Annotated in this window: 29 protein-coding genes; 17 read left to right on the forward strand and 12 right to left on the reverse strand. The window is 73.5% G+C overall.

Features of this window, described 5'->3' with window-relative positions; all coding sequences use genetic code 11:
- Positions 1-20: 20 nt before the first annotated feature.
- Positions 21-725, reverse strand: a complete 705-nt coding sequence (locus ACZ5HG_RS03100) for a potassium channel family protein (protein WP_464182085.1) — start codon at positions 723-725, stop codon at positions 21-23.
- Positions 726-759: 34 nt separating this feature from the next.
- Entirely contained in the window at positions 760-2139 is a 1380-nt protein-coding gene (locus ACZ5HG_RS03105) for a TrkH family potassium uptake protein (protein ID WP_464180347.1), read from the reverse strand.
- A gap of 125 nt (positions 2140-2264) precedes the next feature.
- On the opposite strand from ACZ5HG_RS03105, the gene ACZ5HG_RS03110 reads away from it, so the two are divergent.
- The 8 genes from ACZ5HG_RS03110 to arfA all read left to right on the forward strand — a co-directional run bounded on the left by ACZ5HG_RS03110 (position 2265) and on the right by arfA (position 10574).
- A complete protein-coding gene (locus ACZ5HG_RS03110; protein ID WP_464180348.1) occupies positions 2265-3446 on the forward strand; it encodes an acetoin utilization protein AcuC in 1182 nt (393 codons plus the stop codon).
- A 188-nt stretch (positions 3447-3634) separates the two neighbouring features.
- Positions 3635-3874 (forward strand): helix-turn-helix domain-containing protein, encoded by a 240-nt coding sequence (locus tag ACZ5HG_RS03115; protein WP_464180349.1) that lies wholly within the window; start codon positions 3635-3637, stop codon positions 3872-3874.
- Positions 3875-4052: 178 nt separating this feature from the next.
- Complete coding sequence (locus tag ACZ5HG_RS03120; protein WP_003792170.1) at positions 4053-4151, forward strand: 30S ribosomal protein bS22; 99 nt, start codon at positions 4053-4055, stop codon at positions 4149-4151.
- A 289-nt stretch (positions 4152-4440) separates the two neighbouring features.
- Positions 4441-5463, forward strand: coding sequence for a LacI family DNA-binding transcriptional regulator (locus tag ACZ5HG_RS03125; protein WP_464180350.1), 1023 nt, complete (start codon positions 4441-4443; stop codon positions 5461-5463).
- Between the two features lie 241 nt (positions 5464-5704).
- Positions 5705-7051 (forward strand): ABC transporter substrate-binding protein, encoded by a 1347-nt coding sequence (locus ACZ5HG_RS03130; protein ID WP_464180351.1) that lies wholly within the window; start codon positions 5705-5707, stop codon positions 7049-7051.
- A 58-nt stretch (positions 7052-7109) separates the two neighbouring features.
- Positions 7110-8075: a carbohydrate ABC transporter permease gene (locus ACZ5HG_RS03135; protein ID WP_464180352.1), complete on the forward strand. Its 966-nt coding sequence runs from the start codon at positions 7110-7112 to the stop codon at positions 8073-8075.
- On the forward strand, positions 8075-8971 hold the full coding sequence (locus tag ACZ5HG_RS03140; protein ID WP_464180353.1) for a carbohydrate ABC transporter permease: 897 nt from the start codon (positions 8075-8077) through the stop codon (positions 8969-8971). Before ACZ5HG_RS03135 ends, ACZ5HG_RS03140 begins: the two co-directional genes overlap by 1 nt.
- A 94-nt stretch (positions 8972-9065) precedes the next feature.
- Positions 9066-10574 carry an arabinosylfuranosidase ArfA gene (arfA, locus tag ACZ5HG_RS03145; protein WP_464180354.1) on the forward strand — a complete coding sequence of 503 codons (1509 nt, stop codon included), beginning with the start codon at positions 9066-9068 and terminating at the stop codon, positions 10572-10574.
- Between the two features lie 69 nt (positions 10575-10643).
- On the opposite strand, the gene ACZ5HG_RS03150 is transcribed toward arfA, so the two are convergent.
- From ACZ5HG_RS03150 to ACZ5HG_RS03175, 6 genes are all read right to left on the reverse strand, one after another.
- Complete coding sequence (locus tag ACZ5HG_RS03150) at positions 10644-11117, reverse strand: HEPN domain-containing protein (RefSeq protein WP_464180355.1); 474 nt, start codon at positions 11115-11117, stop codon at positions 10644-10646.
- Complete coding sequence (locus tag ACZ5HG_RS03155; RefSeq protein ID WP_464180356.1) at positions 11114-11692, reverse strand: winged helix-turn-helix domain-containing protein; 579 nt, start codon at positions 11690-11692, stop codon at positions 11114-11116. Before ACZ5HG_RS03155 ends, ACZ5HG_RS03150 begins: the two co-directional genes overlap by 4 nt.
- A 112-nt stretch (positions 11693-11804) precedes the next feature.
- Entirely contained in the window at positions 11805-12344 is a 540-nt protein-coding gene (locus ACZ5HG_RS03160; RefSeq protein ID WP_464180357.1) for a hypothetical protein, read from the reverse strand.
- Entirely contained in the window at positions 12341-12721 is a 381-nt protein-coding gene (locus ACZ5HG_RS03165; protein ID WP_464180358.1) for a PLDc N-terminal domain-containing protein, read from the reverse strand. Before ACZ5HG_RS03165 ends, ACZ5HG_RS03160 begins: the two co-directional genes overlap by 4 nt.
- A gap of 109 nt (positions 12722-12830) precedes the next feature.
- A complete protein-coding gene (locus tag ACZ5HG_RS03170) occupies positions 12831-13364 on the reverse strand; it encodes a GNAT family N-acetyltransferase (RefSeq protein ID WP_464180359.1) in 534 nt (177 codons plus the stop codon).
- Positions 13361-14194: an HAD family hydrolase gene (locus ACZ5HG_RS03175; RefSeq protein WP_464182086.1), complete on the reverse strand. Its 834-nt coding sequence runs from the start codon at positions 14192-14194 to the stop codon at positions 13361-13363. The genes ACZ5HG_RS03170 and ACZ5HG_RS03175 overlap by 4 nt, the downstream gene beginning before the upstream one ends.
- A gap of 48 nt (positions 14195-14242) precedes the next feature.
- Here ACZ5HG_RS03175 and ACZ5HG_RS03180 point away from each other — a divergent pair, with 48 nt between their 5' ends.
- Together ACZ5HG_RS03180 and ACZ5HG_RS03185 are read left to right on the forward strand one after the other, a co-directional pair.
- Positions 14243-14524: a glutaredoxin family protein gene (locus ACZ5HG_RS03180; RefSeq protein ID WP_464180360.1), complete on the forward strand. Its 282-nt coding sequence runs from the start codon at positions 14243-14245 to the stop codon at positions 14522-14524.
- 17 nt (positions 14525-14541) lie between these two features.
- Entirely contained in the window at positions 14542-15213 is a 672-nt protein-coding gene (locus ACZ5HG_RS03185; protein WP_464180361.1) for a redox-sensing transcriptional repressor Rex, read from the forward strand.
- A 106-nt stretch (positions 15214-15319) separates the two neighbouring features.
- Here ACZ5HG_RS03185 and ACZ5HG_RS03190 read toward each other — a convergent pair whose 3' ends face one another.
- Complete coding sequence (locus tag ACZ5HG_RS03190; RefSeq protein WP_464180362.1) at positions 15320-15874, reverse strand: YceI family protein; 555 nt, start codon at positions 15872-15874, stop codon at positions 15320-15322.
- Between the two features lie 133 nt (positions 15875-16007).
- Between ACZ5HG_RS03190 and ACZ5HG_RS03195 the strand changes: the two genes are divergently transcribed.
- The 6 genes from ACZ5HG_RS03195 (at position 16008) to ccsB (ending at position 21596) form a co-directional block, all read left to right on the forward strand.
- On the forward strand, positions 16008-16541 hold the full coding sequence (locus ACZ5HG_RS03195; RefSeq protein ID WP_464180363.1) for a MarR family winged helix-turn-helix transcriptional regulator: 534 nt from the start codon (positions 16008-16010) through the stop codon (positions 16539-16541).
- Positions 16542-16628: 87 nt separating this feature from the next.
- The gene (locus ACZ5HG_RS03200) at positions 16629-17285 is read left to right on the forward strand and encodes a histidine phosphatase family protein (RefSeq protein WP_464180364.1); all 657 of its coding nucleotides are present in this window, start codon (positions 16629-16631) and stop codon (positions 17283-17285) included.
- Entirely contained in the window at positions 17282-17920 is a 639-nt protein-coding gene (locus ACZ5HG_RS03205; RefSeq protein WP_464180366.1) for a TlpA family protein disulfide reductase, read from the forward strand. The genes ACZ5HG_RS03200 and ACZ5HG_RS03205 overlap by 4 nt, the downstream gene beginning before the upstream one ends.
- The gene (locus ACZ5HG_RS03210; RefSeq protein ID WP_464180367.1) at positions 17920-18801 is read left to right on the forward strand and encodes a cytochrome c biogenesis CcdA family protein; all 882 of its coding nucleotides are present in this window, start codon (positions 17920-17922) and stop codon (positions 18799-18801) included. The genes ACZ5HG_RS03205 and ACZ5HG_RS03210 overlap by 1 nt, the downstream gene beginning before the upstream one ends.
- A 1-nt stretch (position 18802) precedes the next feature.
- Positions 18803-20467, forward strand: a complete 1665-nt coding sequence (gene resB / locus ACZ5HG_RS03215) for a cytochrome c biogenesis protein ResB (protein ID WP_464180368.1) — start codon at positions 18803-18805, stop codon at positions 20465-20467.
- 37 nt (positions 20468-20504) lie between these two features.
- Positions 20505-21596 carry a c-type cytochrome biogenesis protein CcsB gene (gene ccsB / locus ACZ5HG_RS03220; RefSeq protein ID WP_464180369.1) on the forward strand — a complete coding sequence of 364 codons (1092 nt, stop codon included), beginning with the start codon at positions 20505-20507 and terminating at the stop codon, positions 21594-21596.
- Positions 21597-21659: 63 nt separating this feature from the next.
- Here ccsB and ACZ5HG_RS03225 read toward each other — a convergent pair whose 3' ends face one another.
- Positions 21660-22091 carry a PLD nuclease N-terminal domain-containing protein gene (locus tag ACZ5HG_RS03225; RefSeq protein WP_464180371.1) on the reverse strand — a complete coding sequence of 144 codons (432 nt, stop codon included), beginning with the start codon at positions 22089-22091 and terminating at the stop codon, positions 21660-21662.
- Positions 22092-22230: 139 nt separating this feature from the next.
- On the opposite strand from ACZ5HG_RS03225, the gene ACZ5HG_RS03230 reads away from it, so the two are divergent.
- On the forward strand, positions 22231-22515 hold the full coding sequence (locus ACZ5HG_RS03230) for a DUF4229 domain-containing protein (protein WP_464180372.1): 285 nt from the start codon (positions 22231-22233) through the stop codon (positions 22513-22515).
- Positions 22516-22522: 7 nt separating this feature from the next.
- Here the strand turns inward: ACZ5HG_RS03230 and ACZ5HG_RS03235 are convergent, their stop codons facing one another.
- Together ACZ5HG_RS03235 and menE are read right to left on the reverse strand one after the other, a co-directional pair.
- A complete protein-coding gene (locus ACZ5HG_RS03235) occupies positions 22523-23392 on the reverse strand; it encodes a 1,4-dihydroxy-2-naphthoate polyprenyltransferase (RefSeq protein ID WP_464180373.1) in 870 nt (289 codons plus the stop codon).
- A 37-nt stretch (positions 23393-23429) separates the two neighbouring features.
- Positions 23430-24602: an o-succinylbenzoate--CoA ligase gene (gene menE / locus ACZ5HG_RS03240; protein ID WP_464180374.1), complete on the reverse strand. Its 1173-nt coding sequence runs from the start codon at positions 24600-24602 to the stop codon at positions 23430-23432.
- Positions 24603-24699: the final 97 nt, after the last annotated feature.

Raw genomic sequence — 24699 nt, forward strand, 5'->3', positions numbered from 1 at the left:
GGCCCGCGGGGGCGGAGCGCTCAGGGGCGGGCGGCGAAGCGCTCCAGGAGGTCGGCGTGGCCGCTGACGATCAGGAGGTCGTTCTGGGCGATCCGGGTCTCCGGGGTGGCGTAGACGAAGTCGACGCCGGGGCTCTTCACGCCGATCACGGTGACGCCGTACTTCTCCCGGATCTTCGACTGCCCGATCGTGAAGCCCTGGGTCTCGCGCGGCGGGCGCATCTTGACGATCGTGAAGCCGTCCTCGACCTCGATGTAGTCGAGCATCGCGCCGGACACCAGGTGCGCCACGCGGGAGCCCGCGTCGGCCTCCGGCAGCACGACGTGGTGCGCGCCGATGCGCTGGAGGATGCGCGCGTGCTCGGCGCTGACCGCCTTGGCCCAGATCTGCGGGGTGCCCAGGTCCACCAGGTTGCCGGTGATCAGCACCGACGCCTCCAGGTAGGAGCCGACGCCGACCACCGCCACCGAGAAGTCCCGGGCGCCGAGCTGCTCCAGCGCCTCCGGGTTGACCGCGTCGGCCTCGACCAGCGGGATCCGCCCGGTCCACTGCGCGACGAGCTCGGGGTCGCGCTCGACGGCCAGCACGTCCTGGCCGAGCCGGTCCAGCGTCGTGGCGATGGCGGAGCCGAACCGGCCGAGGCCGATCACCAGGATGCCGGCGTCGCGCTTCGGCGTCTTGCCGGGGCGTCCGGAGTGCGGGTCGAGCGCGCCGTGGCCCCCGATCGGGTGCAGGCCGGTCGCGCCGGTCTTCGTCAGGTCATCCAATGATCGGCCTCTCCTCGGGCAGCCGGATGACCCGACGACGGCTGCGCAGCGCGAGGGCTGCCGCCAGCGTCATCGTGCCGGTCCGGCCGATGAACATCAGGACTGTCAGCACGTACTGCCCGGCGTCGGGCAGCGTGGCGGTCAGGCCGGTGGACAGCCCGCAGGTGGCGAACGCCGAGATCACCTCGAACAGCACCACGTCCAGGGTGGCCTGCGGCTCGATCGCCATGATCAGCATGCTCGCCGCGAGCACGATCGTCGCGCTCACCAGCGAGACGGCGATGGCCACCTGCAAGGCCTCGCGCGGGATGCGCCGGCCGAAGGCCTCGACGTCCCGGTCGCCGCGCGCCTCCGCGATGATCGCCAGCAGCATCACCGCCAGCGTGGTCACCTTGATCCCGCCTGCGGTGGACGCCGAGCCGCCGCCGACGAACATCAGCGCGTCCTGGAGCAGCCAGGTGCCCTCGTGCATGTCGGCGATGTTCACGGTGGAGAACCCGCCCGACCGGGGCATCACGCCGGCGAACAGCGACGCGAGCAGGGTCGCGTTCCAGTCCAGGCCCTTGAGCGTCGCCGGGTTGGTCCACTCGAAGGCGGCCACCACGATCGCGCCGAACGCGACCAGCGCCGCGCTGGTGGTGATCGTCAGCTTGGCGTGCAGGCTCCACCGGCGCGGGCGACGCCAGGTGCGGGCGACGTTGAGGATCACCGGGAAGCCCAGCGAGCCGATGAACACGCCCACGATGATCGGCAGCAGCACCCACCAGTCGCCCGCGTAGGGCAGCAGGCCCTCGGCGGTCGGCACGAAGCCCGCGTTGTTGAAGGACGAGATCGCGTAGAACAGCGCGTGCCAGGCGGCCTCGCCCCAGCCGTCGCCGAGCATCCGCAGCCGGGGCAGCAGGATCAGCGCGATCACCACCTCCAGCGCCGTGGAGGTCACGATGACCGTGCGCAGGAGGGAGCCGACCTCGCCGAGCCGGGTGGTCTTGGTCTCCGAGGTGACGAGCAGCCGCTGGGTCAGGCCGATCCGCCGGGACACCGCCAGGCCGAGGATCGATGCGAGCGTCATCACGCCCAGGCCGCCGATCTTGATCGCGACCAGGATCACCACGTGCCCGGCGGTGGACCAGTAGGTGCCGGTGTCCTGGGTGACCAGCCCGGTCACGCACACCGCGGAGGTCGCGGTGAACAGCGCGTCCACGAACGGCGCCCGCTCGCCGGAGGCGGTGGCCCACGGCGTCGACAGGAGCGCGGTGAACACCGCGATCACCCCGGCGAACACGCCGAGCGCCAGCCGGGCGGGCGACTGCCGGGCGAGCCGGTCGACGAGCTCGCGCCCCGACCACAGCGCCCCGGGGACCCCCCGTGCCATGCACCCTCCGCGTCGTTCCGGCGCCGTCAGGGCGCACCGGGGACCCGCACGGCGCGGGTCGTCCAGGCACCCACTGTGGCACGGACGCGCTCGGACGCCGAGCCGGCAGCCGCTACGGTGTGGGCATGTCGGACCGGGTGCGGGTCGTCTGGACCCCGGAGCTGCTGGGCTACGACTTCGGCCCCGGGCACCCGATGGCGCCCCTGCGGCTCGATCTCACCGTGCGGCTGGCCCGCGCGCTCGGCCTGCTGGACCTGCCCGGCGTGCACGTGGTCGGCGCCGAGCCCGCCACCGACGCGGTGCTGGAGACCGTGCACGAGCCCGGCTACGTCGCCGCCGTGCGTCGCGCCTCCGACGGGGGCGCCGGCGACCCGTCCCGGGGGATCGGCACCGAGGACGACCCGGTGTTCCCCGGCATGCACGAGGCCGCCGCACGGATCGTCGCCGGCAGCCGGGAGGCGGCGCTCGCGGTCTGGCACGGCGAGACCGAGCACGCGGTGAACCTCACCGGCGGCATGCACCACGCCATGCCGGGGGCCGCGTCGGGGTTCTGCGTGTACAACGACGCCGCGGTCGCGATCCGGGCGCTGCTGGCCGAGGGCGTCGAGCGGGTGGCCTACGTGGACGTGGACGCCCACCACGGCGACGGCGTGCAGCGCGCGTTCTGGGACGACCCCCGGGTGCTGACCGTCTCCGTGCACGAGAGCGGCCGCACGCTGTTCCCCGGCACCGGCGACCCCGACGAGACCGGCGGGCCCTCTGCGCCGGGATCCGCTGTGAACCTCGCCCTGCCCGCGCACACCCGGGACGCCGCCTGGCTGCGGGCGATCGACGCGGTGGTGCCGCCGGTGCTGCGCGCCTTCGCCCCGCAGGTGCTGGTGACCCAGCACGGCTGCGACGCGCACGTCGAGGACCCCATCGCCAACCTCGACATGAGCGTCGACGCCGAGCGGCTGGTCGCGGCCTGGCTGCACGACCTCGCGCACGAGGTGTCCGACGGCCGCTGGCTCGCCCTGGGCGGTGGTGGCTACGCGGTGGTCGACGTGGTCCCGCGGGCATGGACGCACCTGCTCGCGGTCGCCGCGCACCACCCGCTCGACCCGGCGACCCGGATGCCCGAGGTGTGGCGCGAGCAGGTCGTCGAGCTGTACGGCCGCCCCGGCCCCGCCACGATGACCGACGGTGCCGACCTCGTGTGGACGCCGTGGTCCGCCGGCTTCGACCCCGCCGACGACGTGGACCGCGCCGTGCGTGCCACCCGCGGGACCGCGTTCCCCCTGCTCGGCCTCGACCCCCTGCACGACTGACCTTCCGACGACGCCGGCCCGGCTCCCGCGCTGGTCCACCCGGGCGAACCGCCGGCCGGGCACACCTCGTCCCACGCGTCTCCCCTTTCACTCCTGCCTCAGCAGGCTCTAAGGTGTCGTCGCGGCACCTGTGCCTGCAGATCCGACCCACGACGCGCCGGTGTGCGCACGACCCGAGAAGAGCGGCCATGACGAGCGAGCAGCCCGGGCGCGTGCGGTTCCTGACGGTCGCGGAGGTCGCCGAGGTCATGCGGGTCTCCAAGATGACCGTGTACCGGTTGCTGCACTCCGGCGAGATGCCCGCCGTGCGGGTCGGCCGCTCGTTCCGTGTCCCGCAGGACGCGCTCGACCACTACCTCGCCACGGCGCGCTACGACCTCGGCGCCGAGGACGAGCAGGGGCCCTCGGCGGGGCGCCTCTCCTCCTGAGGAGGACCGGCGCGTCGCCAGGCACCGCCGTGATCGCGTAAGGTAGGGGGCGGACTTTCCCGTGCGTGGGCGTCTCGCGGAGGCTGAACCGGCCGACCGTGGTCGATCGTGCCGCGCGTCGATCGACCAGAACTGGCGGACGCTCGCTGCGCTCGCCACCGGAAGCGAGTGAGGACCCATGGGCTCCGTCATCAAGAAGCGCCGCAAGCGCATGGCGAAGAAGAAGCACCGCAAGCTGCTGCGGAAGACGCGCCACCAGCGTCGCAACAAGAAGTGACGGCGCGCGCCCGAGCGGCGCGCACCGGGACCGACGGGTCCGGCCCATAGGGTCGGGCCCGTTCGTCGTCCCCGGGGTGATCGGGCGCGGGTGATCGGGCTCGGCTGATCGCACGCGGGCGAGCGTGGCCGGGTGCCGCGAGCCGGGCGTCCGTCCCGGGGTAGATCGACAGCGAGCCCCGGCGCGCAGGGACCTGCGGGCCACCTCCGCGTCCGTACAACGATGTAGCGTGAGCGCGACCCGGAGAGGAGCACGCGTGGGCGGCCGACGACGATCGAGCGGTGCGACGATGCACGACGTCGCGGCGCGGGCCGGCGTGTCGATCAAGACCGTCTCGAACGTGATCAACGGGTACCCGTACATCCGCCCCGAGACGCGCACCCGGGTCGAGCAGGCGATCGACGACCTCGGCTACCAGCTCAACCTGACCGCGCGGAACCTGCGGCAGGGGCGCACCGGGATGATCGGGCTGGCGGTGCCGGAGCTGAGCCTGCCGTACTTCGCCGAGCTGGCGGACTCGGTGATCCAGGCCGCCGACGCCGTGGGGCTGACGGTGCTGATCGAGCAGACCAACGCGGACCGGGACCGGGAGATCGAGGTGCTGCGCGGGCAGCGCCGGCACCTGACCGACGGGCTGATCTTCTCGCCGCTGGCCCTGGGGCAGCAGGACCTCGACCTGCTCCAGGTCGGGTACCCGATGGTGCTGCTGGGCGAGCGGATCTTCGGCGGGCCGGCGGACCACGTGACGATGGCGAACGTGGAGGCGGCGCGCACGGCGACCGAGCACCTGATCGGGATGGGCCGGCGGCGGATCGCGCTGGTGGGGGCGCACGCGGGGGAGACCGTGGGCTCGGCGGCGCTGCGTGAGCGGGGGTACCGCGAGGCGCTGGACGCGGCGGGCATCCCCTTCGACCCCGCACTGGTCGGCGAGGCGGGATTCTGGCACCGGTCGACCGGTGCGGACGCGATGCGGGCGCTGCTGGACAGCGGGGTCGAGGTGGACGCGGTGTTCGCGATGAACGACGCGATGGCCCTCGGCGTGCTGCACGTGCTGCACGACCGGCGGGTGCGGGTGCCGGGCGAGGTGGCGGTGATCGGCTTCGACGACATCGACGACGGCGCGTACTCGGCGCCGACCCTGTCCACGATCTCGCCGGGGCGGGAGCAGATCGCCCGCACGGCGGTCGACCTGCTGCGGCGGCGGATCGCGGACTCCTCGGCCCGGCCGTACGAGCAGGTGGTGGCCGACTACGCCGTGGTGGTGCGCGAGTCCACCGCGGACGTCGCCGTCGAGGTCGGCGCGACCCGCTAGACCCCCGTGATCAAGTTGTGACCCCGCTCACGCTCGACAGGTTCTCTATCGTTGTAGTACAACGATAGAGAACACATTCCGGACATCGCGCAGGAGTCCTCCTGACGGCGGCCGGGACCAGCGGCGCCCCCGACCTGCGGGGGCGACCGGAGCGTCACGCGGGTCGGCGGAGCAGCCGCCCCGGGTAGTCGGATCGAGGAGGATTCGGATGCGGAAGACGACGACGCGGCGGAGCGCGTGGGTGGCAGCGGGAGCAGCCGTCGCCATCGCCTCGCTCGCGGCATGCAGCGGCGGCAGCGGGGGCGGCGACAGCACCAGCAGCAGCGGTGACGGCGGTGGCAGCACCTCCTGCACCAACACGATCAAGAACGCCGACGCCACCCAGGTGACCGTCTGGGCCTGGTACCCGGCGTTCGAGGAGGTCGTGGACCTGTTCAACGACACCCACGACGACGTGCAGATCTGCTGGACCAACGCCGGCCAGGGCGCCGACGAGTACACCAAGTTCTCCACCGCCATCGAGGCGAACTCGGGTGCCCCGGACGTGATCATGCTCGAGTCGGAGGTGCTGTCGACCTTCACCATCCGCGACGCCCTCGTCGACCTGGCGCCCTACGGCGCGGCCGACCTCGAGGCCGACTACACCGCCGGTGCCTGGAGCGACGTCAGCAACGGCGACGCGGTCTACGCGATCCCGGTGGACGGCGGCCCGATGGGCATGCTGTTCCGCAAGGACATCTTCGACCAGTACGGCGTCGCGGTCCCGACCACCTGGGACGAGTTCGCCACCGCCGCGCAGCAGCTCAAGGACGCCGGCTACGAGGGGTACATCACCAACTACCCGACCAACGGCAACGCGCTGAACTACGCGCTGTTCGCCCAGGCCGGCTGGACGCCCTTCGACTACGACGCCGCCAGCCCGACCGACATCGGCATCGACGTGAACAGCGACGACGCCAAGGACGTGCTGTCCTACTGGGACGACCTGATCACGAAGGGCCTGGTCGCCACCGACGACGCCTTCACCGCCGACTACAACACCAGCCTGGTCGACGGCACCTACGCCGTGTACCTGGCCGCCGCGTGGGGCCCCGGCTACCTGCAGGGCCTGTCCGACGCGGACAGCGACGCCGTCTGGCAGGCTGCGCCGCTGCCGCAGTGGGACGCCGCCGACCCGGTCCAGGTGAACTGGGGCGGATCGACCTTCGCCGTCACCTCGCAGGCGAAGGACCCCGAGGCCGCCGCGACGGTCGCCAAGGAGATCTTCGGCACCGAGGACGCGTGGAAGATCGGCATCGAGCAGGGCGCCCTGTTCCCGCTGTGGAAGCCGATCCTCGAGTCGGACTACTTCGTGAACCTGGAGTACCCGTTCTTCGGCGGCCAGCAGATCAACAAGGACGTCTTCCTCGACGCCGCCGCCGGCTACTCCGGCTTCGCGTTCAGCCCGTTCCAGACCTACGCCTACGACCAGCAGACGCAGGCGCTGTACGCGATGGTCCAGGGTGAGAAGGACTCCGACCAGGCGCTCGACGACCTGCAGGACGCCCTGACCACCTACGCCACCGGGCAGGGATTCACCGTCAAGTGACCGCGCAGGCCCGCCGGTCGTCCGCGGCCGGCGGGCCTGCCCGCCCGGGAGGCACCCCATGACCACCAGCACCACCACGTCGACGCCGGCCGTGCCCGCGCGCCCGGCCCGGCCCGCGCGCCGGTCGCGCCGCAGCGACGCCAGCCGGATCGACAGCAACCGCCAGCGCTGGGGCTACCTGTTCGTCACCCCGTTCGCGCTGATCTTCCTGACCTTCCTGGTCGCCCCGCTCGCCTACGCGTTCTGGATGAGCCTGCACAACAAGACGCTCGCCGCCGGCGAGTCCTTCGTCGGGCTGGACAACTACGTCAAGGCGTTCACCGACCAGATCTTCCTCGGCGGCCTCCAGCGCGTCGCGCTGTACGCGCTGGTCATGGTGCCGGTGCAGATCGCGGTGGCCCTGGTCGCCGCGCTCGTGCTCGACACCCTCGCCACGCGGCTGTCGAAGTTCTCCCGGCTGATGATCTTCGTGCCGTACGCCATCCCCGGCGTGATCGGTGCGCTGATGTGGGGCTTCCTCTACAGCCCGCGCTTCGGCCCCGCGAACGACCTGTTCGGTCTGTTCGGCCTGGACGCGCCGGAGTTCCTGGCGAAGAACATGATCTTCGCCTCGCTGATCAACATCGTGACCTGGCAGTGGGCCGGCTACTACATGATCATCATCTACGCGGCGCTGCGCGGCGTGGACCCGGCGATCTACGAGGCCGCCCGCCTCGACGGCGCCTCCGGCCGGCAGATCGCCACCCGGATCAAGATCCCGATGATCTCGTCCTCGATGGTCATGGTCGTGATCTTCTCCCTGATCGGCACCCTGCAGTTCTTCACCGAGCCGCAGGTGCTGCGCTCGGTCGCGCAGGGCGCGATCCCGACGGACTACACGCCGAACATGTACGCGTACTCGCTGGCGTTCTCCTACAGCCAGTTCAACTACGCCTCCACGATCGCCTTCGCGCTCGGGGCCGTCGTGTTCGTGTTCTCGTTCGTCTTCCTCTTCTTCACGCGCAAGCAGAGCGGACTCAAGTGATGGCACGCAGAATCGAGCGCCGGAGCTCGCACGAGACCGGGGCCGCCCACGGTGGCCGTCGCATCGGGTCGCACGTCTTCCTGCTGGCCCTGGTCGTCTACTTCATCCTGCCGCTGTGGTGGCTGATCGTCGCCGCCACCAAGAGCAACTCCGGGCTGTTCACCGGCTCCGGCGGCCCGCTGTGGTTCGACTCGGACTTCAACCTGATCGAGAACCTCAAGGGCCTGACCACCCACCAGGGCGGCATCTACTGGCGCTGGTTCGGCAACTCGTTCCTCTACGCCTTCTCCGGCGGGATCGGTGCGACCGTGCTGGCGGTGCTCGCCGGCTACGGCTTCGCCAAGTACCGGTTCCGCGGCCGCGGGTTCTTCTTCTCCACGCTGCTCGGCGCCGTGATGGTGCCGTTGACCGCGCTGGTGATCCCGACGTTCGTGCTGCTGAGCAAGGTCGGTCTGGTCAACACGGTGTGGGCGGTGATCCTGCCCTCGCTGCTGAGCCCGCTCGGCGTCTACCTGATGCGCGTCTACACCCAGGACGCCGTGCCGGACGAGATGCTCGACGCCGGCCGGGTGGACGGTGCCGGCGAGCTGCGGCTGTTCGCGCAGGTGTCCCTGCCGCTGCTGCGCCCCGCGATCGTCACCGTGCTGCTGCTGACCGTCGTCGCCACCTGGAACAACTTCTTCCTGCCGCTGGCGATGATCCAGAACCCCGACCTGCTGCCGGTCACCGTCGGCCTGAACAACTGGCAGGCGCTGTCGAACGCCGGCTCCGGCGGCGAGCAGGTGTGGAACCTCATCGCGACCGGCGCGTTCGTCTCGATCATCCCGCTGATCATCGCGTTCCTCAGCCTGCAGAAGTACTGGCAGGGAGGTCTGTCGCTCGGCAGCCTCAAGTAGGACCTCCCGCCACCCCCGCACCACCCGGAGCACCCGTCCCACCGCGCGCCACCCGCGTGCGGCGGGCCGGTGCGCCCTGCACCCAGGAGCACCCATGCAGCACGTCACCCTGACCATCGACCCGGCGTTCACCGTCGGCCCGGTGCGCCGCCGGACCTTCGGGTCCTTCGTCGAGCACCTCGGCCGGTGCGTGTACACCGGCATCCACGACCCGGCGCACCCCACCGCCGACGCGGACGGCTTCCGCGGCGACGTGGTCGAGCTGACCCGCGAGCTCGGCATCTCGACCATCCGCTACCCCGGCGGCAACTTCGTCTCCGGCTACCGCTGGGAGGACGGCATCGGCCCGCGCGAGCAGCGCCCCTCCCGCCTCGACCTGGCCTGGCACTCCACCGAGCCGAACCTGGTCGGCGTCGACGAGTTCATGCGCTGGTCGGCCAAGGCCGGCACCGAGGCCATGATGGCGGTGAACCTCGGCACCCGCGGCGTGCAGGAGGCGCTGGACCTGCTGGAGTACTGCAACGTCCGCTCCGGCACGAAGCTCTCCGACCTGCGCCGGGCCAACGGCGCCACCGACCCCTACGGCATCCGCATGTGGTGCCTGGGCAACGAGATGGACGGACCGTGGCAGATCGGCCACAAGACCGCCCACGAGTACGGCCGGCTGGCCGCCGAGACCGCCCGCGCCATGCGGATGGTCGACCCCGACCTGGAGCTCGTCGCCTGCGGCTCGTCCTCCTCGTCCATGCCGACCTTCGGCGACTGGGAGCGGGTGGTGCTCAGCGAGACCTACGAGCACGTCGACCTGATCTCCGCCCACGCCTACTACGCCGAGCACGACGGTGACCTCGGGTCCTTCCTGGCGTCCGCCGTCGACATGGACCACTTCATCGAGTCCGTGGCCGCCACCGCCGACTCCGTGCGCGCGCACAAGCAGGTGGCCAAGCGGATCCACATCTCCTTCGACGAGTGGAACGTCTGGTACCAGGACCGCGCCGAGTCCGTGCCGCCGCAGGGCGACGACTGGCCGGTGGCGCCGGTGCTGCTGGAGGACCGGTACAACGTGGCCGACGCGGTGGTGGTCGGCAACCTGCTGATCAGCCTGCTGCGGCACACCGACCGGGTGCACTCCGCCTCGCTGGCCCAGCTGGTCAACGTGATCGCGCCGATCATGACCGAGCCCGGCGGCCGCATCTGGCGGCAGACCACCTTCCACCCCTTCGCGCAGGCGTCCCGCTGGGCCGTCGGCGACGTGCTGCGGGTCGCCGTGGACGCCCCCACCTACGAGACCGCGAAGTTCGGCGACGCCCCGCTGGTGGACTCCGTCGCCACCCGCGATCCGGAGACCGGCGCCGTCGCGGTGTTCGTCGTCAACCGCTCCACCACCGCGCCGGTGCGGATCGGCGTCGACACCCGCTCGATCCCCGGCCTGCGCCTGGTCGAGGCGACGACTCTGTCCAACCCGGACCACACCTGGGTCGCCACCGCCGACGACGACGCGACCGTCCGCCCGCGCCCCAACACCACCGCCGCGCTGGCCGACGGCCGGCTGGACGTGGAGCTGCCGCCGGTGTCGTGGAGCATGGTCCGCCTGGAGGCGTGAGCCGATCGCGCGCGAGGGCGGTGCGGGGGTGCAGGGACTCCCGCACCGCCTTCGTCGTGCGTGCGCGGGTCAGAACGGCGGCAGTGTCGGCACCACCCGGGCGGCCACGTCCACCACCGCGGCCGCGAGGTCGATCCCGTCGGTCACGTCGTCCGCCGAGACCCCCGGTGCCTCCAGCGAGGGGTACTCCACCGCGTTCCGCGTGCGCCGCAGCCAGTCGAAGTGCCGCAGCGTGGCGCCGAGCGGCGGGTGCAGCTGGGCCAGCACGGCCTCCAGCAGGACGGCGTGGGCACCGGGCACCGCGCGGGCCCGGATCCCCTGGACGGCCAGCACAGCGGCCAGCGACTTCCGCGCGGCGTCGTAGGCGGTCTGGAACGCCGCCGTCGGGTCGGTGGCGGCCGTGGCCCTGGCAGTCTCGAGATGCCGTGCGGCCTGCGCGAGCAGCAGGTCGGCGAGGTCACGGCTCGGTACGACCCGGTCCAGGCGGCCGGCCACGACCAGGGCCTCGATCTCGGCGCGGCCCTGCTCCCACCGGACGATCACGAGAGGTCCAGGGGGAGCGTGGGCCGGGAGCGCACGGTCTGCACGAACGGCTCCGTGCCCGCGTCCCAGGCGGCGCGGCTCACCCGGCTGATGCCGACCGGCACGCCCAGCGCGCGCTCCGCCTCGGCGGCGATCTCGTTCAGGGTGGTGCGGGAGGCGTCCCCGACGACCACGACGTCGACATCACCGGGTTCGGCCCCGGGCTCGCCGGCGTGGCGTGCCGCCCAGGAGCCGACCAGGTAGCCCTCCTCGACCCCCGGAGCGCCGTGCAGCAGCGAGGCGAGCACGGCGGGCGGGCCGTAGGTGGCGGTGAGGATCTCGGTGAGCGGGGCGATCAGACGGTACGAGGTGTCGGCGCGCACCAGGCGGGTGCGTCCGACACGCTGGTCGAGCAGCACGCCGGCCTCGACGAGCCGGGAGACCTCGCGGTGCACGACGGCCGGCAGCACCCCGGTCAGCCGACCGATGTCGGTCAGGCTGCGACTCTGCGCCGGGTGCAGGAGCAGGAGCGTGAGGATGCGGGCCTGGGCGTCCGACCGCAGATAGGGCGCGAGCGGCGGCGTCTCATTTCGCATAGTGTGAAGATATCATCGCGTTATCGGAAGAGTCAGGGGTCATGACCCGATCCTGCCCCGACGAGCGCGGCCTGCCGGACCGATCGCGTGCTGCCTGCAGCCCGCCGGGCGCTCAGCCCGCCGTGACCGGCACCAGCACCGGCGCCCCCGCCGCCGCCTCGAACGCGGGCAGCGTGGCGGAGCCGATCTCGTCCAGGTCGACCGTGAGGTCCACGTCCTCGCCGATGCCCTCCGGCAGCGCCACGACCGTGGTGGTCGGCACCAGGTCGGCGGTGCAGGCGGTGTCCTCGGGGATCGGCACGAACGTCACGAGCACGCCGGACGCGTCGCCGGAGGCCTCCGGCTCGGCGATCACGGGGCAGGTGCTCGACCCCAGGGTGATCACGTAGATCAGCGAGGCGTCGGCGGTCCAGGCGATCCCGCCGGCGGCCTCCGGGTCGAGCTCGGCGTCACCGAGCGCGGCAGGGAGGCCGAGGGTGCTGCTGCCCGGCACCAGGTCGTCCAGGGCGTCGGTCGTGCCGTCGCTGTCGGCGGTGAGGCCCGGCGTGCTGCCGTCGTCGCCCTCGTCGTCGGAGGACGACGAGCAGGCTGCGAGCGACGTGGCGGCGAGCAGGGCGACGGTGGCAGCGGCGGCCCGGTGCGTGCGCCTCATGCCGTGGCCAGCGCCTTCTGCTTGATCCGCTCGAACTCCGGGGCGTCGATCGCGCCGGCGGTGAGCAGCTGGTGCGCGGTGGCGATCTCCTGCGCGGGGGAGTGCCCGGCGACGGTGCGGATGTAGTCCTCGGTGTCGTGCTGCGCGCGGGCGACCGCGGCGTGCTGCCGCTCTGCCATCCCGGTGCCCCGGGCGATCAGGTAGACGATCGCGGTGAGCATCGGCAGCACGACCAGGAAGAACACCCAGACGGCCTTGGCCCAGCCGGACAGCTTCCGGTCACGGAACAGGTCCGTGACGATGTGGAACAGGATCACGAGATACGCGAAGAACAGGAAGATCTCGATGACGAGCCAGAACGATTCCCAGAAGCTCATGATGTCCCCCATGAGTCCGCCCGGCGGCCGTCGGCTGAGCGCCGGATACCGGCGAACGTAGCACCAGGTCGCGCCCGCGGGAACGGGTGCGAGCACCCAGGCGCCGGGCTCAGAGCGGGCGGTGCAGCACCAGGTCGTGCTCGGTGCGGCCGCCCACCTGGAAGGTGCGCTCGCCGACGACGTCGAAGCCGGAGCGCCGGTAGAACGCCTGCGCGCGCAGGTTCTCGCCGTTGACGCCGAGCCAGGTGCCGGTCGCCCCGGCGGCCCGGGCGGCGTCCAGCGTGGCGGTCATCAGCGTGCCGGCGACGCCCCGGCCCTGCGCGTCGGGGTGCACGTAGCACTTGGACAGGTAGGCGGCGGGGGCCGAGGGGACGACGGCCGCGATCTCCGGCTCGGCCGGGCCCTCGGCCTGGTGCACGACCAGCGTGTAGCCGAGCAGCGCGCCGTCGCCGTCCTGCGCGACCAGCACCGTGTGGTCCTCGGCGGCGAGCCAGCCCGCGACGTGCTCCGGAGTCAGGTGCGTGGCGATGAACGCGGCCTGGTCGGCGGCGGTGGACGAGGGCGGGCAGGCCAGCGGGAACGTCAGCGCGGCCAGCGCGGCGACCGCCGGGACGTCGGCCTCGGCGGCCGGGCGGACGGTCATCGGCCCTGCACCCGCGCGCGCAGCCAGCGGCGCAGCGTGCGCACCACGAGCGCCAGCACCCAGGCGGAGCCGGCGACGGTGGCGGCGTCCACCCCGCGGCGGGCGGCGCGGCGGCGGCCGCGGAACTCGCGCACCGGCCATCCCACCTCGGCGGCGTGCTTGCGCAGCCGGCCGTCCGGGTTGATCGCGCAGGGGAAGCCGACCTCGGAGAGGATCGCGACGTCGTTCGTGCTGTCCCCGTAGGCGAAGGACCGGTCGAGGTCCAGACCCTCCCGCTCGGCGAGCGCGCGGACCGCGTCGGCCTTGGCCTTGCCGTGCAGCATGTCGCCGACCAGGCGGCCGGTGTAGAAGCCGTCCTTGTGCTCGGCCACGGTGCCCAGCGCGCCGGTGGCGCCGAGCCGCCGGGCGATCAGGTCGCCGATCTCGACCGGGGTGGCCGTGACCAGCCACACCTGGTGACCGGTGCGCAGGTGCTGGTCGAGCAGCTTCTGGGTGCCGGGGAAGATCCGCAGCGACAGCACCTCGTCGTAGACGTCCTCGGCGATGGCGACGACCTCGGCCACCGAGCGCCCGTGCATGATCTCCAGCGCGCGGTTGCGCACGTCGTCGATCTGCCGGCGGTCCTCGCCGAAGGTCAGGTAGCGCGCCTGGTGCACCGCGAACCGCACGATGTCGCGGGTGCGGAAGAACCCGCGCCGGTACAGGCCCACCGCGAGGTGGAAGGAGGAGGCGCCGCGGATGATCGTGTTGTCCACGTCGAAGAAGGCCGCGATCCGCGCGGGGCCCTCCGGGGCGGGGGTGCCGTCACCTGCGGGCGCGTGGGGCGGGATCGGGTCGGGCACCCGGCCACTGTAACCATCGGCGCCTACGCTCGTCCTGTGCCCCTGAACCCCGCGTCCTCGCCCCGCGCCGTCCTCTACGTGCGCGCCGGGTGCCATCTGTGCGACGACGCGCGCACCGTCGTCGCCGCCGAGTGCGCCGCCGTGGGCGCCGCGTGGGACGAGGTGGACATCGACGCGGGCACCGGTCCGGACGGCCGCCCGCTCGCCGAGCGGTACGGCGAGCTGGTCCCGGTGGTCGAGGTGGACGGCCGGCGGGTGGCGTACTGGCAGGTGGATGCGACCCGTCTCCGCGAGGCGCTGCACCGGACCTGGGACTGACGGCCTAGTCTGTGCAGGTGCGAGCCCTGCCGCCGACCACTGTCGCCCGTCTCCCGGGGTACCTGCGCTCGCTCGGCGGTCTGGCCTCCGAGGGCGTGATCACGATCTCGTCGGACCAGCTGGCCGATCTGGTGGGTGCCTCCTCCGCGCAGCTGCGCAAGGACCTGTCCTACCTGGGGGCCGGCGGCCGCCGCGGTGTCGGCTACGAGGTGGAGCACCTGCGCCGCCGGATCGCGCAGGCCCTCGGCATGGCCGAGGAGCGGCAGATCGTCATCGTCGGCATCGGCAACCTCGGTCACGCGCTCGCCGCGTACTCCGGCTTCACCGACCGCGGGTTCGTGCTCGTGGGTCTGCTGGACGCCGACCCGCGCCTGGTGGGCACCCGCGTCGGCGGGCACGAGGTGCAGCACGTCGACCGGCTGGAGCAGGTGGTGGCCGAGGGCGGCGCTACGATCGCGCTGGTCGCCACGCCCGCGTCGGCGGCGCAGGCCACCACCGACCGGCTGGTCGCGGCCGGGGTCACCGGCATCCTCAACTTCGCGCCGCGCACCGTCCGGGTGCCCGAGGGCGTGGACGTGCGCGAGGTCGACCTCGGCTCCGAGCTGCAGATCCTCGGCTTCCACACCCGGCAGCGCACCGTCCAGCCCGGCACGTCCGGCTGGGACGAGGACCCCGCCGTCGAGATCTGACGGCTGCGTCGGACTCCACGCACGCCACGAGGGCCCGATCGCGGCAGGGGGTGCGCGATCGGGCCCTCGTGAGGAGCTCCTGCGGCCGGAGCGGCCGCGGCGGGGGTCAGGCCTGCTTGATGGCCGAGACCTCGAGCGTGATGACGACCTTGTCGGACACCAGGACGCCGCCGGCCTCGAGGGCCGCGTTCCAGGTGATGCCGAAGTCCTTGCGGGAGATCGTGGTGCTGGCGGAGAAGCCGGCGCGCACGTTGCCGAAGGGGTCGGTGGCCGAGCCGCCGAACTCGGTGGCCAGCTCGACGGACTTGGTCACGCCGTGGATGGTGAGGTCACCGGTCACGACGTAGTCCTCGCCGTCCGCGACCACGGAGGTCGAGGCGAAGGTCCACTCGCCGAAGGTCTCGACGTCGAAGAAGTCGGCCGACTTGATGTGGCCGTCGCGGCCCGCGTCGCCGGTGGAGATGGTGGACGGGTCCAGGGTCGCGGTGACCGAGGAGACGGTCAGGTCGTCGCCGACGGTGACGGTGCCACCGGTGACGGCCACGGTGCCGCGCACCTTGGAGATGCCGGCGTGGCGCACGGTGAAGGCGGCCTCGGTGTGCGAGGCGTCGATCGCCCAGGTGCCCGCGGTCAGACCGGTCGGCAGCGTGGTGGTGGTCATGGTGCACTCCTCAGTGATGGTTGAAGCGTCAATCTGTCGTTAGTTGAGATTTCTACTACACTGGGGCGAGTCGCGCAACACCTGTGGGACGATCGGCCACCGCCGTGACGCGGGGCACAGCAGGGAGGCAGACATGACGACAGCAGCAGGGCCGGTCCGGGAACCCCGGGCGCACGCGGACGTGCGCTGGCTCTCCACCGAGGAGCAGCGCTGGTGGCGCGCCTGGCGCGACGGCACCGCGCGGCTGCTCGACGTGCTCGGGCACGAGCTGGAGGAGGACTCCGGGCTGTCCCTCGGCGAGTACGAGGTGCTGGTGCGGCTGTCCGAGGCCCCCGCGCGCACGCTGCGGATGTCCGAGCTCGCCGGTGAGCTGGCGCACTCGCGCAGCCGGCTGACCCACACGATCCGCCGGATGGAGAACGCCGGGCTGGTCGAGCGGACCCCCTGCCTGGAGGACGCACGCGGCGTGAACTGCACCATGACCGAGATCGGCTGGTCCCGGCTCGTCGACGCCGCGCCCGCGCACGTCGAGTCGGTGCGGGCCCACCTGGTCGACGTGCTGACCCCGGCGCAGCTCCGCGCGCTCGGCGAGGCGATGGAGGCGGTGGGCCTCGCGCTCCAGCAGGGCTGCACCGCCGCGGCCGACGCCGAGGGCGCCCGCGCCTGACCCGTCGGGCGTCGGGCGGGAGTGCGATCGCCCACACCGGGCCCCGTCCGGGCGCGACCACCCAGTCCTGTTTGCGAGACTGACCCCATGGTCACGACCACGGTCCACCTGATGCGGCACGGCGAGGTGCACAACCCCTCGGGCGTGCTGTACGGACGCCTCCCCGGCTACCACCTGTCCGAGCGCGGGCACGCCATGGCGGAGCGCGTCGCCGCGCACCTGTCCGGCGGCCTCGACGCACCCCGGCGCGACATTACCGTCGTGATCGCCTCGCCGCTCCAGCGCGCGCAGGAGACCGCCGCCCCGATCGGCGCGGCCCTCGGCCTGGAGGTCGGCGCCGACGAGGGGCTGCTGGAGGCCGAGAACTCCTTCCAGGGCCTGACCTTCGGCGTCGGCGACGGCTCGCTGCGGCACCCCCGGCACTGGCCGCTGCTGCGCAACCCGTTCCGCCCGTCGTGGGGCGAGCCGTACCGGCAGCAGGTCGCCCGCGTGCTCGGCGTGGTGGACTCCGCGCGCGAGGCCGCCCGGGGCCACGAGGCCGTGCTGGTCAGCCACCAGCTGCCGATCTGGGTCACCCGGCTCGCGCTGGAGGACCGCCGGCTCTGGCACGACCCGCGCCGCCGGCAGTGCTCCCTCGCCTCCCTCACCAGCCTGACCTACGAGGACGACCGCCTGGTGCGCGTCGGCTACACCGAGCCGGCCGCGGACCTGCTGCCCGGCGCCTCGGCCGTGGCGGGCGCGTGACCCCGACCCGCGGCGCCGTCCGCGGCCGCATCGTCCGGGCGCTCGCCGTCGGGGCGGTCGCCGTGCTGGCGCTCGCGGCCTGCGCGGACGACCCCACCGGCCAGGACACCGACGTGGTCGACCAGGGCTACCAGTCCGGGGATGGCTCTTTCACCTCCTGGGCGCCGGACGACCGGCAGGGCCCGGTGGACCTGTCCGGCACCGACTACGCCGGTGACGTGCAGGACGTCGCGGCCTGGCGGGGCGACGTCGTCGTGCTGAACACCTGGTACGCGGCCTGCCCGCCGTGCCGGGAGGAGGCGCCCGACCTGGTCGAGATCGCGAACGACTACGCCGACCAGGGCCTGCACGTGCTCGGGATCAACGGCGTGGACGACGCGGGGGCCGCCGAGCCCTTCCAGCGCACCTTCGACGTGCCGTACCCGAGCATCGACGACCGGGACAAGAACGCGGTCGCCGCGCTCCAGGGGATCGTGCCGGTGCAGGCCACCCCGACCACCGTCGTGCTGGACCGGGACGGCAAGGTGTTCGCGCGGATCATCGGCGCCGCCGAGGGGTCCACCCTGCGCGCCCTGGTCGAGGAGGCTCTCGCCGAGGGCACGCCGACCGCCACGACCACCCCGTCGGGGTCCTGATGCTCGCCGACGTGGGGGACGCCTTCGCCCGGGCCGCGACCTCCGGCTCGCTGCTCGCCGCCGTGCCGGTGGCGGTGCTCGCCGGGCTGGTGTCCTTCGCGTCGCCCTGCGTGCTGCCGCTGGTCCCGGGGTACCTCGGGTACCTGGGCGGGATGTCGGCGGCCACCGCGCCGCCGGCGTCCCGGCAGCGCGCCGAGGCACGGGCCGCGTCGACCGGCGGGCTCGACCTCGCCGGCTCGCTGCCCGCGCAGCCCCGGCTCGGCGGCGGGACCGCGGCAGCCGACGCCCCGGCCCCGCGGGGTCGGCTGGTGGCCGGGGTGCTGCTGTTCGTCGCCGGCTTCACCGCGGTCTTCCTCGCCTACGGCTCGCTGGCCGGGTCGCTCGGGTCCTTCCTGCTGCGCTGGCAGGACCCGGTCTCGCGGGTGCTCGGCGTGCTGGTGGTCGTGATGGGGCTGGCGTTCCTCGGGCTGGTGCCGTTCCTCCAGCAGGACCGCCGCACGCTGGTCGCCCCGCGCGCCGGGCTGTGGGGGGCGCCGGTGCTCGGCGTGACCTTCGGCATCGGCTGGACCCCGTGCATCGGCCCCACCCTCGCCGCGATCCTGCTGCTCTCGCTGGACGGCGGCTCGGCCGGCCGGGGCGCGCTGCTCGCGCTGGCGTTCTGCGCCGGGCTCGGCCTGCCGTTCGTCGCGGTGGCGTTCGGGCTCCAGCGCAGCCGCCGGGCGCTCGACTGGCTGGCCCGCCGACGCCTCGCGATCATGCGGGTCGGCGGCGGGATGCTCGTGCTGCTCGGGATCGCCCTGGTCACCGGCCTGTGGTCCCGGTGGGCCGCGTGGTTGCAGGGGCTGCTCACCGGCACCGACCCGTTCATCCCGGCGGTGTGAGATGACCCAGGACACGACCGGACGTCCCGCGGGCTACGTGCCCGAGGGGATCGACGACGCGCTCGTCGGCGACGGCGCGCCGCCGCAGCTGCCCGCGCTGGGCGTGGTCGGCTGGCTGCGCTGGACCTGGCGCCAGCTCACCAGCATGCGGGTGGCGCTGCTGCTGCTCATGCTGCTGGCCGTGGCCGCCGTGCCCGGCACGGTCTTCCCGCAGCGCCCGCAGGACCCCGCCCGCGTCGCCACCTACCTGACCGACCACCCCGAGCTCGGACCGCTGCTCGACCGGCTCGGCATGTTCGACGTGTACGCGAGCGTGTGGTTCTCCGCGATCTACCTGCTGCTGTTCGTCTCGCTGGTCGGCTGCATCCTGCCGCGCAGCCGCACCCACCTGCGCGCGCTGCGCAACCGCCCGCCGCGCACCCCGCGCCGCTTCGACCGGTTCCCGGCCCGTGCCGACGCCGTCCTGGACGGCAGCCCCGCCGAGGTCGCCCGGCAGGCCCGCGCCGCGCTGCGCCCGCGGTTCCGGGTCGACGTGCAGGAGGAGAAGGCCGGCACCTGGACCGTCGCCGCCGAGCGCGGCTACCTGCGCGAGACCGGCAACCTGGTGTTCCACCTCGCGCTGGTCGGCCTGCTGGTGTCGATCGCCACCGGCCAGCTGCTGCACTACCGCGGGCAGGCGATCGTGGTGGAGGGGCGCGCCTTCGCCAACACGCAGAGCGACTACGACTCCTTCGAGAGCGGCTCCGGCTTCCGCGCCGCCGACCTCGACCCGTTCTCGCTGCGGCTGGACCGCTTCACCTCGCGCTTCGACCCGGCGACGTTGCAGTCCCGCGACTTCCTGGCCGAGGTCACCGTCACCGAGCCCGGTGAGGAGCCCTACGCCGACACGATCAAGGTGAACCACCCGCTCGAGGCGGGCGGCGCCAAGGTGTACCTGCAGGGCAACGGCTACGCGCCGCAGGTCACCGTGCGGGATGCCGACGGGGAGATCACGTTCTCCGGCGCGGTCCCGTTCCTCCCGCAGGACACCGTCTACACCTCGCAGGGCGTCATCAAGGTCCCGGACGTGACCAGCGGCCCGCAGATCGGCCTGCAGGGCGTGCTGCTGCCCACCGCCGAGCAGATCGGCGACGACATCTGGCGGTCCGTGCACCCGCAGCCCACCGACCCGCTGCTCGCGCTCGCGGTGTGGACCGGCGACCTCGGGCTGGACGACGGGGTGCCGCAGAACGTCTACCAGCTGGACGAGACGAACCTCACGCAGGTCACCGAGGCGGACGGCACGCCGCTCACGCTGTACGTGCGGCCGGGGGAGACGGTCGACCTGCCGGACGGCCTCGGCACGCTCACCTTCGACTCGCTGCCCCGGTTCGTCGCGCTGGACCTGCGGCACGACCCCTCGCTCGGCTGGGTGCTGACCTTCGCCCTGCTGGCCTTCGCCGGCCTCGCGCTGTCGCTCTTCGTGCCGCGCCGTCGGGTGTGGCTGCGGCTGACCCCTGACACCGCTGGTCGCACCGGGGACCAAGGTCCCGGGTCAGGTCGTACAGTGGTCACCGCCGCGGCGCTGGCGCGCGGTGACGACGTCGGGCTCCAGGCGGAGCTCGACCGGGTGATGGACCGGCTCCGGCCGGACGACGACGAGGCACCGGGCTCCGCCGAGGACTGATCGGGCAGGGCCGGGACCGAGCACGAGAGGCGAGCGCATGGCACTGGGCGACATCAGCACCCTGCTGGTCTGGGGGGCCGCGACGGCCTTCACGATCGCGCTCGTCGCGTACTCGGTGGCGCTGGCCCGCGTGGCCGACGCCGCCTCGCGTGCCACCCGGGAGGCCCGCACCGCGCGGGTCGCCGCCGCCAAGGCCGAGCGCGCCGCCCGCGCCGAGGCGCTGGTCGCCGGGCAGGGCGGGACGAGCACGCTGGTCGCGCCGGCGCCCGAGCCGGTCACGGTGCCCGAGGTGCCCGCCGCGTCGGACGAGGTCGACGACCGCGCGGTGGCCCCGCCCTCGGCCACCACCGGCATCGCGCGCTCCACCACCTACCTCGGCATCCTCATGCTGCTGGTCGGCATCGTCACGCGTGGTCTGGCCGCCGGCCGCTGGCCCACCGCCAACATGTACGAGTTCACGCTGGTCGGCACGTTCGTCGCCGCGACGGTGCTGGGCGTCGTGCAGCGTCGCCGGGTGATCCCGTTCCTCGGCGTCGTCGTGATGGGCATCGCCGTGCTCGCGCTGGTGCTCGGCCTCAACGCCTTCTACGTCCAGGCCGACGAGGTGCAGCCCGCGCTCCAGAACTACTGGCTGGTGATCCACGTCGGCGTCGCCATCGCCGCCACCGGCGTCTTCACCGTCGCCTTCGCCACCGCCGTGCTCCAGGTGCTCAAGGACGGGCGGGAGAGCGGGCGCTCGCACCTCGCCCAGCGCGGCGGGCCGCTCGCGCGCTGGGCCGTCACCGGACCGGCCTGGAGCTGGCTGCGCACCGTCCCCTCCGCACGGCGGCTCGAGGCGCTGTCCTTCCGGCTGAACGCGATCGGCTTCGTGCTCTGGACGCTCACGCTGATCGGCGGCGCGATCTGGGCCGAGCAGGCCTGGGGCCGGTACTGGGGCTGGGACCCCAAGGAGGTCGGCACCTTCGTCGCCTGGGTGGTCTACGCCGCCTACCTGCACGCCCGCACCACGCGCGGCTGGGCCGGGCGCAAGGCGGCGTTCTTCGTCTTCGTCGGCTACGCGGCGGTGCTCGCGAACTTCACCGTGGTCAACCTGTTCGTCGACGGGAAGCACTCGTACTCGGGGCTGTGACCCGGCAGGTGCGGTGATCCACCGCCGGGTGCCGGGCTCGATCCGCCGAGTCTGCCCGAGCGCTCAGGCGCGCGGCTGACCGTCCTGGTCGCCCGCACGATGCCCGTCGTCCTCGCCGCGGGAGTCCCCGCCCGTCGCGGGCGGCTCCTCGCCGGACGCCTGCGCCTGCTCCTCGCGCTGCCGCTTGATCCGCGCCTGCTCCAGCAGCCAGAGGAACTCCGGGTCGTCGTCCGGCGCCAGCGGCTGCTGCGGCTGCGTCGGGTGCCCCGCCGTGCGGTACGACGTCGCCGTCCCGGGTCGGGTGCCCCGGCGGGCGCGCTGCGTGCGGCTCACCGCCAGCCACACGATCGTGCCGAGCACCGGCACCAGGATCACCAGCACGATCCACAGGAACGGCGGCATGCCGAGGCGCTCGTCGTCCTCGCTGTTGGAGATGTCCACGACGGCGTAGACGACCGCGCCGACGATCAGCAGGAAGAGCAGCACCCGAGCCATGCCGTCCAGCCTACGTGCCGGGCTCGCCGGGCGGGCGGCGGCAGCGGGTGAGCAGGGGTCGGGCCGGGGACCGGGTGGGCGGATCGGCGTCGGCGAGACGCGCGCAGCGGACCGACGTGCCCCGGCCTACCCTGGGCGGGTGCCGTTCTTCGTCTACTCCCTGCTGCGCCTCGCCCTGCTGGTCGTCTGCGTCGTCGGGCTGTGGTTCGCCGGCATGGGCCTGGTGTACGCCCTGCTGCTCGGCGCGGTGCTGGCGTTCATGCTGTCGTACCTGCTGCTCGCCGGCCCGCGGGACCGCGCCGCGCTCTGGCTCAAGGCCCGCGCCGACGCGCGCGGCGACCGGCCCCGGCTGTCCCGGTCGGCGACGGAGGACGCCGCGGTCGAGGACGCCGCGGTGGACGGGGCCGAGGGCACGGCCCGCTGAGCGGGCGCTACAGCGCCAGGCCGATCCCCAGCAGCACCCCGAACGCCAGCTCCAGCATCCCGGTCCCGGCGAGCACCGGGATCAGCGCCCGGCCGCGCGCGCCCACCAGCACCGTGAACGCGAGCATCCCGGCGGGCAGCGCGAGCAGCATGACGACCAGCGTCCACGGGGCGGCGAGCGCGCACACCAGGCCGAGCAGCACGGGCACCAGCACCAGCAGCGCGTAGGCGATGCGGGCCCGGCGCTCGCCGAGGCGGACGGCGAGGGTGCGCTTGCCCACCAGGGCGTCGGTGGGGACGTCGCGCAGGTTGTTCACCATGAGCAGCGCGCAGGCGAGCAGCCCGACGGCCACGGCGCCGACGACGGACGGCCAGGTGATCCGGCCGGCCTGCGTGTAGGTGGTGCCGAGCACGGCCACCAGCCCGAAGAACACGAAGACGCCGACCTCGCCGAGGCCGCGGTAGCCGTAGGGCCGCTTGCCGCCGGTGTAGTACCAGGCGGCGGCGACGCTGACCGCACCGACCGCGAGCAGCCACCACTGGCCGGACAGCGCGACCAGCCACAGACCGAGCAGGGCGGCGACGCCGAACGCGCCGAAGGCGGCGGCCTTGACCGCGCCGGGGCGGGCCAGGCCGGCGGCGGTGAGCCGGAGCGGGCCGACCCGCTCGGTGTCGGTGCCGCGCACGCCGTCGGAGTAGTCGTTGGCGAAGTTCACCCCGATCTGGAGCGCCAGCGCGACGCCGAGCGCGAGCAGGCCGCGACCGAGGTGCGCCTGGTCGATCTGCGCGGCGGCGCCGGTGCCGACCAGCACGGGGGCGGCGGCGGCGGGCAGCGTGCGGGGCCGCGAACCGGCGATCCACTCCTGCGGGGTGGCCATGGTGCTCCTGTCGAGAAGGGGGAGTGCGGGGACGACGCTACCCGGCCGTCGCGGTGCGACCGAGCGCCCGGGCTGCGAGGTCGGTCACCGCGCGGCGGTCGGTCTTGCCGGGACCGCGCAGCGGCAGGGCGTCGACGGTGAGCACGTGCCGGGGCGCGGCGGCGCGGCCGAGGGCGTCGGCGACCGACCGGCGCAGCGCCTCGACGTCGGGGGTGGTGCCGGACCGGGGCACGACCACCGCCACCAGCGCCTGACCCCACTCCGGGTCGGGCACGCCGACCACGCACACCTCGACGACGTCGGGCAGCCCGGCGAGCACGGACTCGACGGCGGCGGGCGCGATCTTCTCCCCGCCGGTGACCAGCACGTCGTCCGCACGGCCGAGCACCTGCAACCGCCGCACGCCGTCGGCGCCGGTCGACCAGCGCCCGAGATCGCTGGTGCGCACCGATCGTCGTCCGTCGTGCTCCTCGAAGGCGGAGGTGCCGCCGGCCCCGCGGTACCCGGCGGCGAGCACCGGCCCGGCGATCGAGATCCGGTCGTCGGCGTCGATCGTGACCTGCACGCCGTCCAGCGGCACGCCGTCGTAGACGCAGCCCCCGCAGGTCTCGGACATGCCGTAGGTGGTGACCACCGGTACCCCGGCGGCCCTCGCCTCGGCGACCAGGGTGGGAGCGGCGGCCGCCCCGCCGAGCAGCACGGCGTCGAAGGTGGTCAGCGCGTCGGCGGCGGCGGGGTCGGCGAGCAGCCGGTGCAGCTGGGTCGGCACCAGCGAGGTGTACCGCGGGCCGTCGGTGGGCAACTGCGCGGTGGCGGCGGCGAAGGGGTCGGGACGGGTCGGGCCGTCCAGCACCACGGGCTCGGTGCCGGCGAGCACCGACCGGGCGATCACCTGCAGCCCGGCGACGTGCCAGGACGGCAGGGCGAGCAGCCAGGTGCCGTGCCCGTGCAGCCGGTCGGCGGTGGCGCGCCCGGAGGCGGCGAGCGCGTCCGCGGTCAGCAGCACCTCCCGGGGCTCGCCGGTCGACCCGGACGTGCGGACCAGCAGGGCGACGTCGTCCGCCACCGGCGGGCCGGGATCGAGGGGGACGGTGCCGTCCTCGAACGGCAGCACCGCGGGCCCGGAGCCGTCCAGCGCCGCGCGCAGGGCGGACAGCAGCCCGGGCAGCCGGGCGGGTGACGCGGGGACGACGCGGACGGGACGGCTCACCGGCCCAGGGTAGGTCCGCCCGTAGAGTGTCAGGACGCCCGGGACCGCGCGCGACGCGATCGGCCGGGCCGGCCGTGGCGCACCGCGACGGCAGACG

This window comes from Cellulomonas sp. GTC20042, from assembly GCF_055389595.1.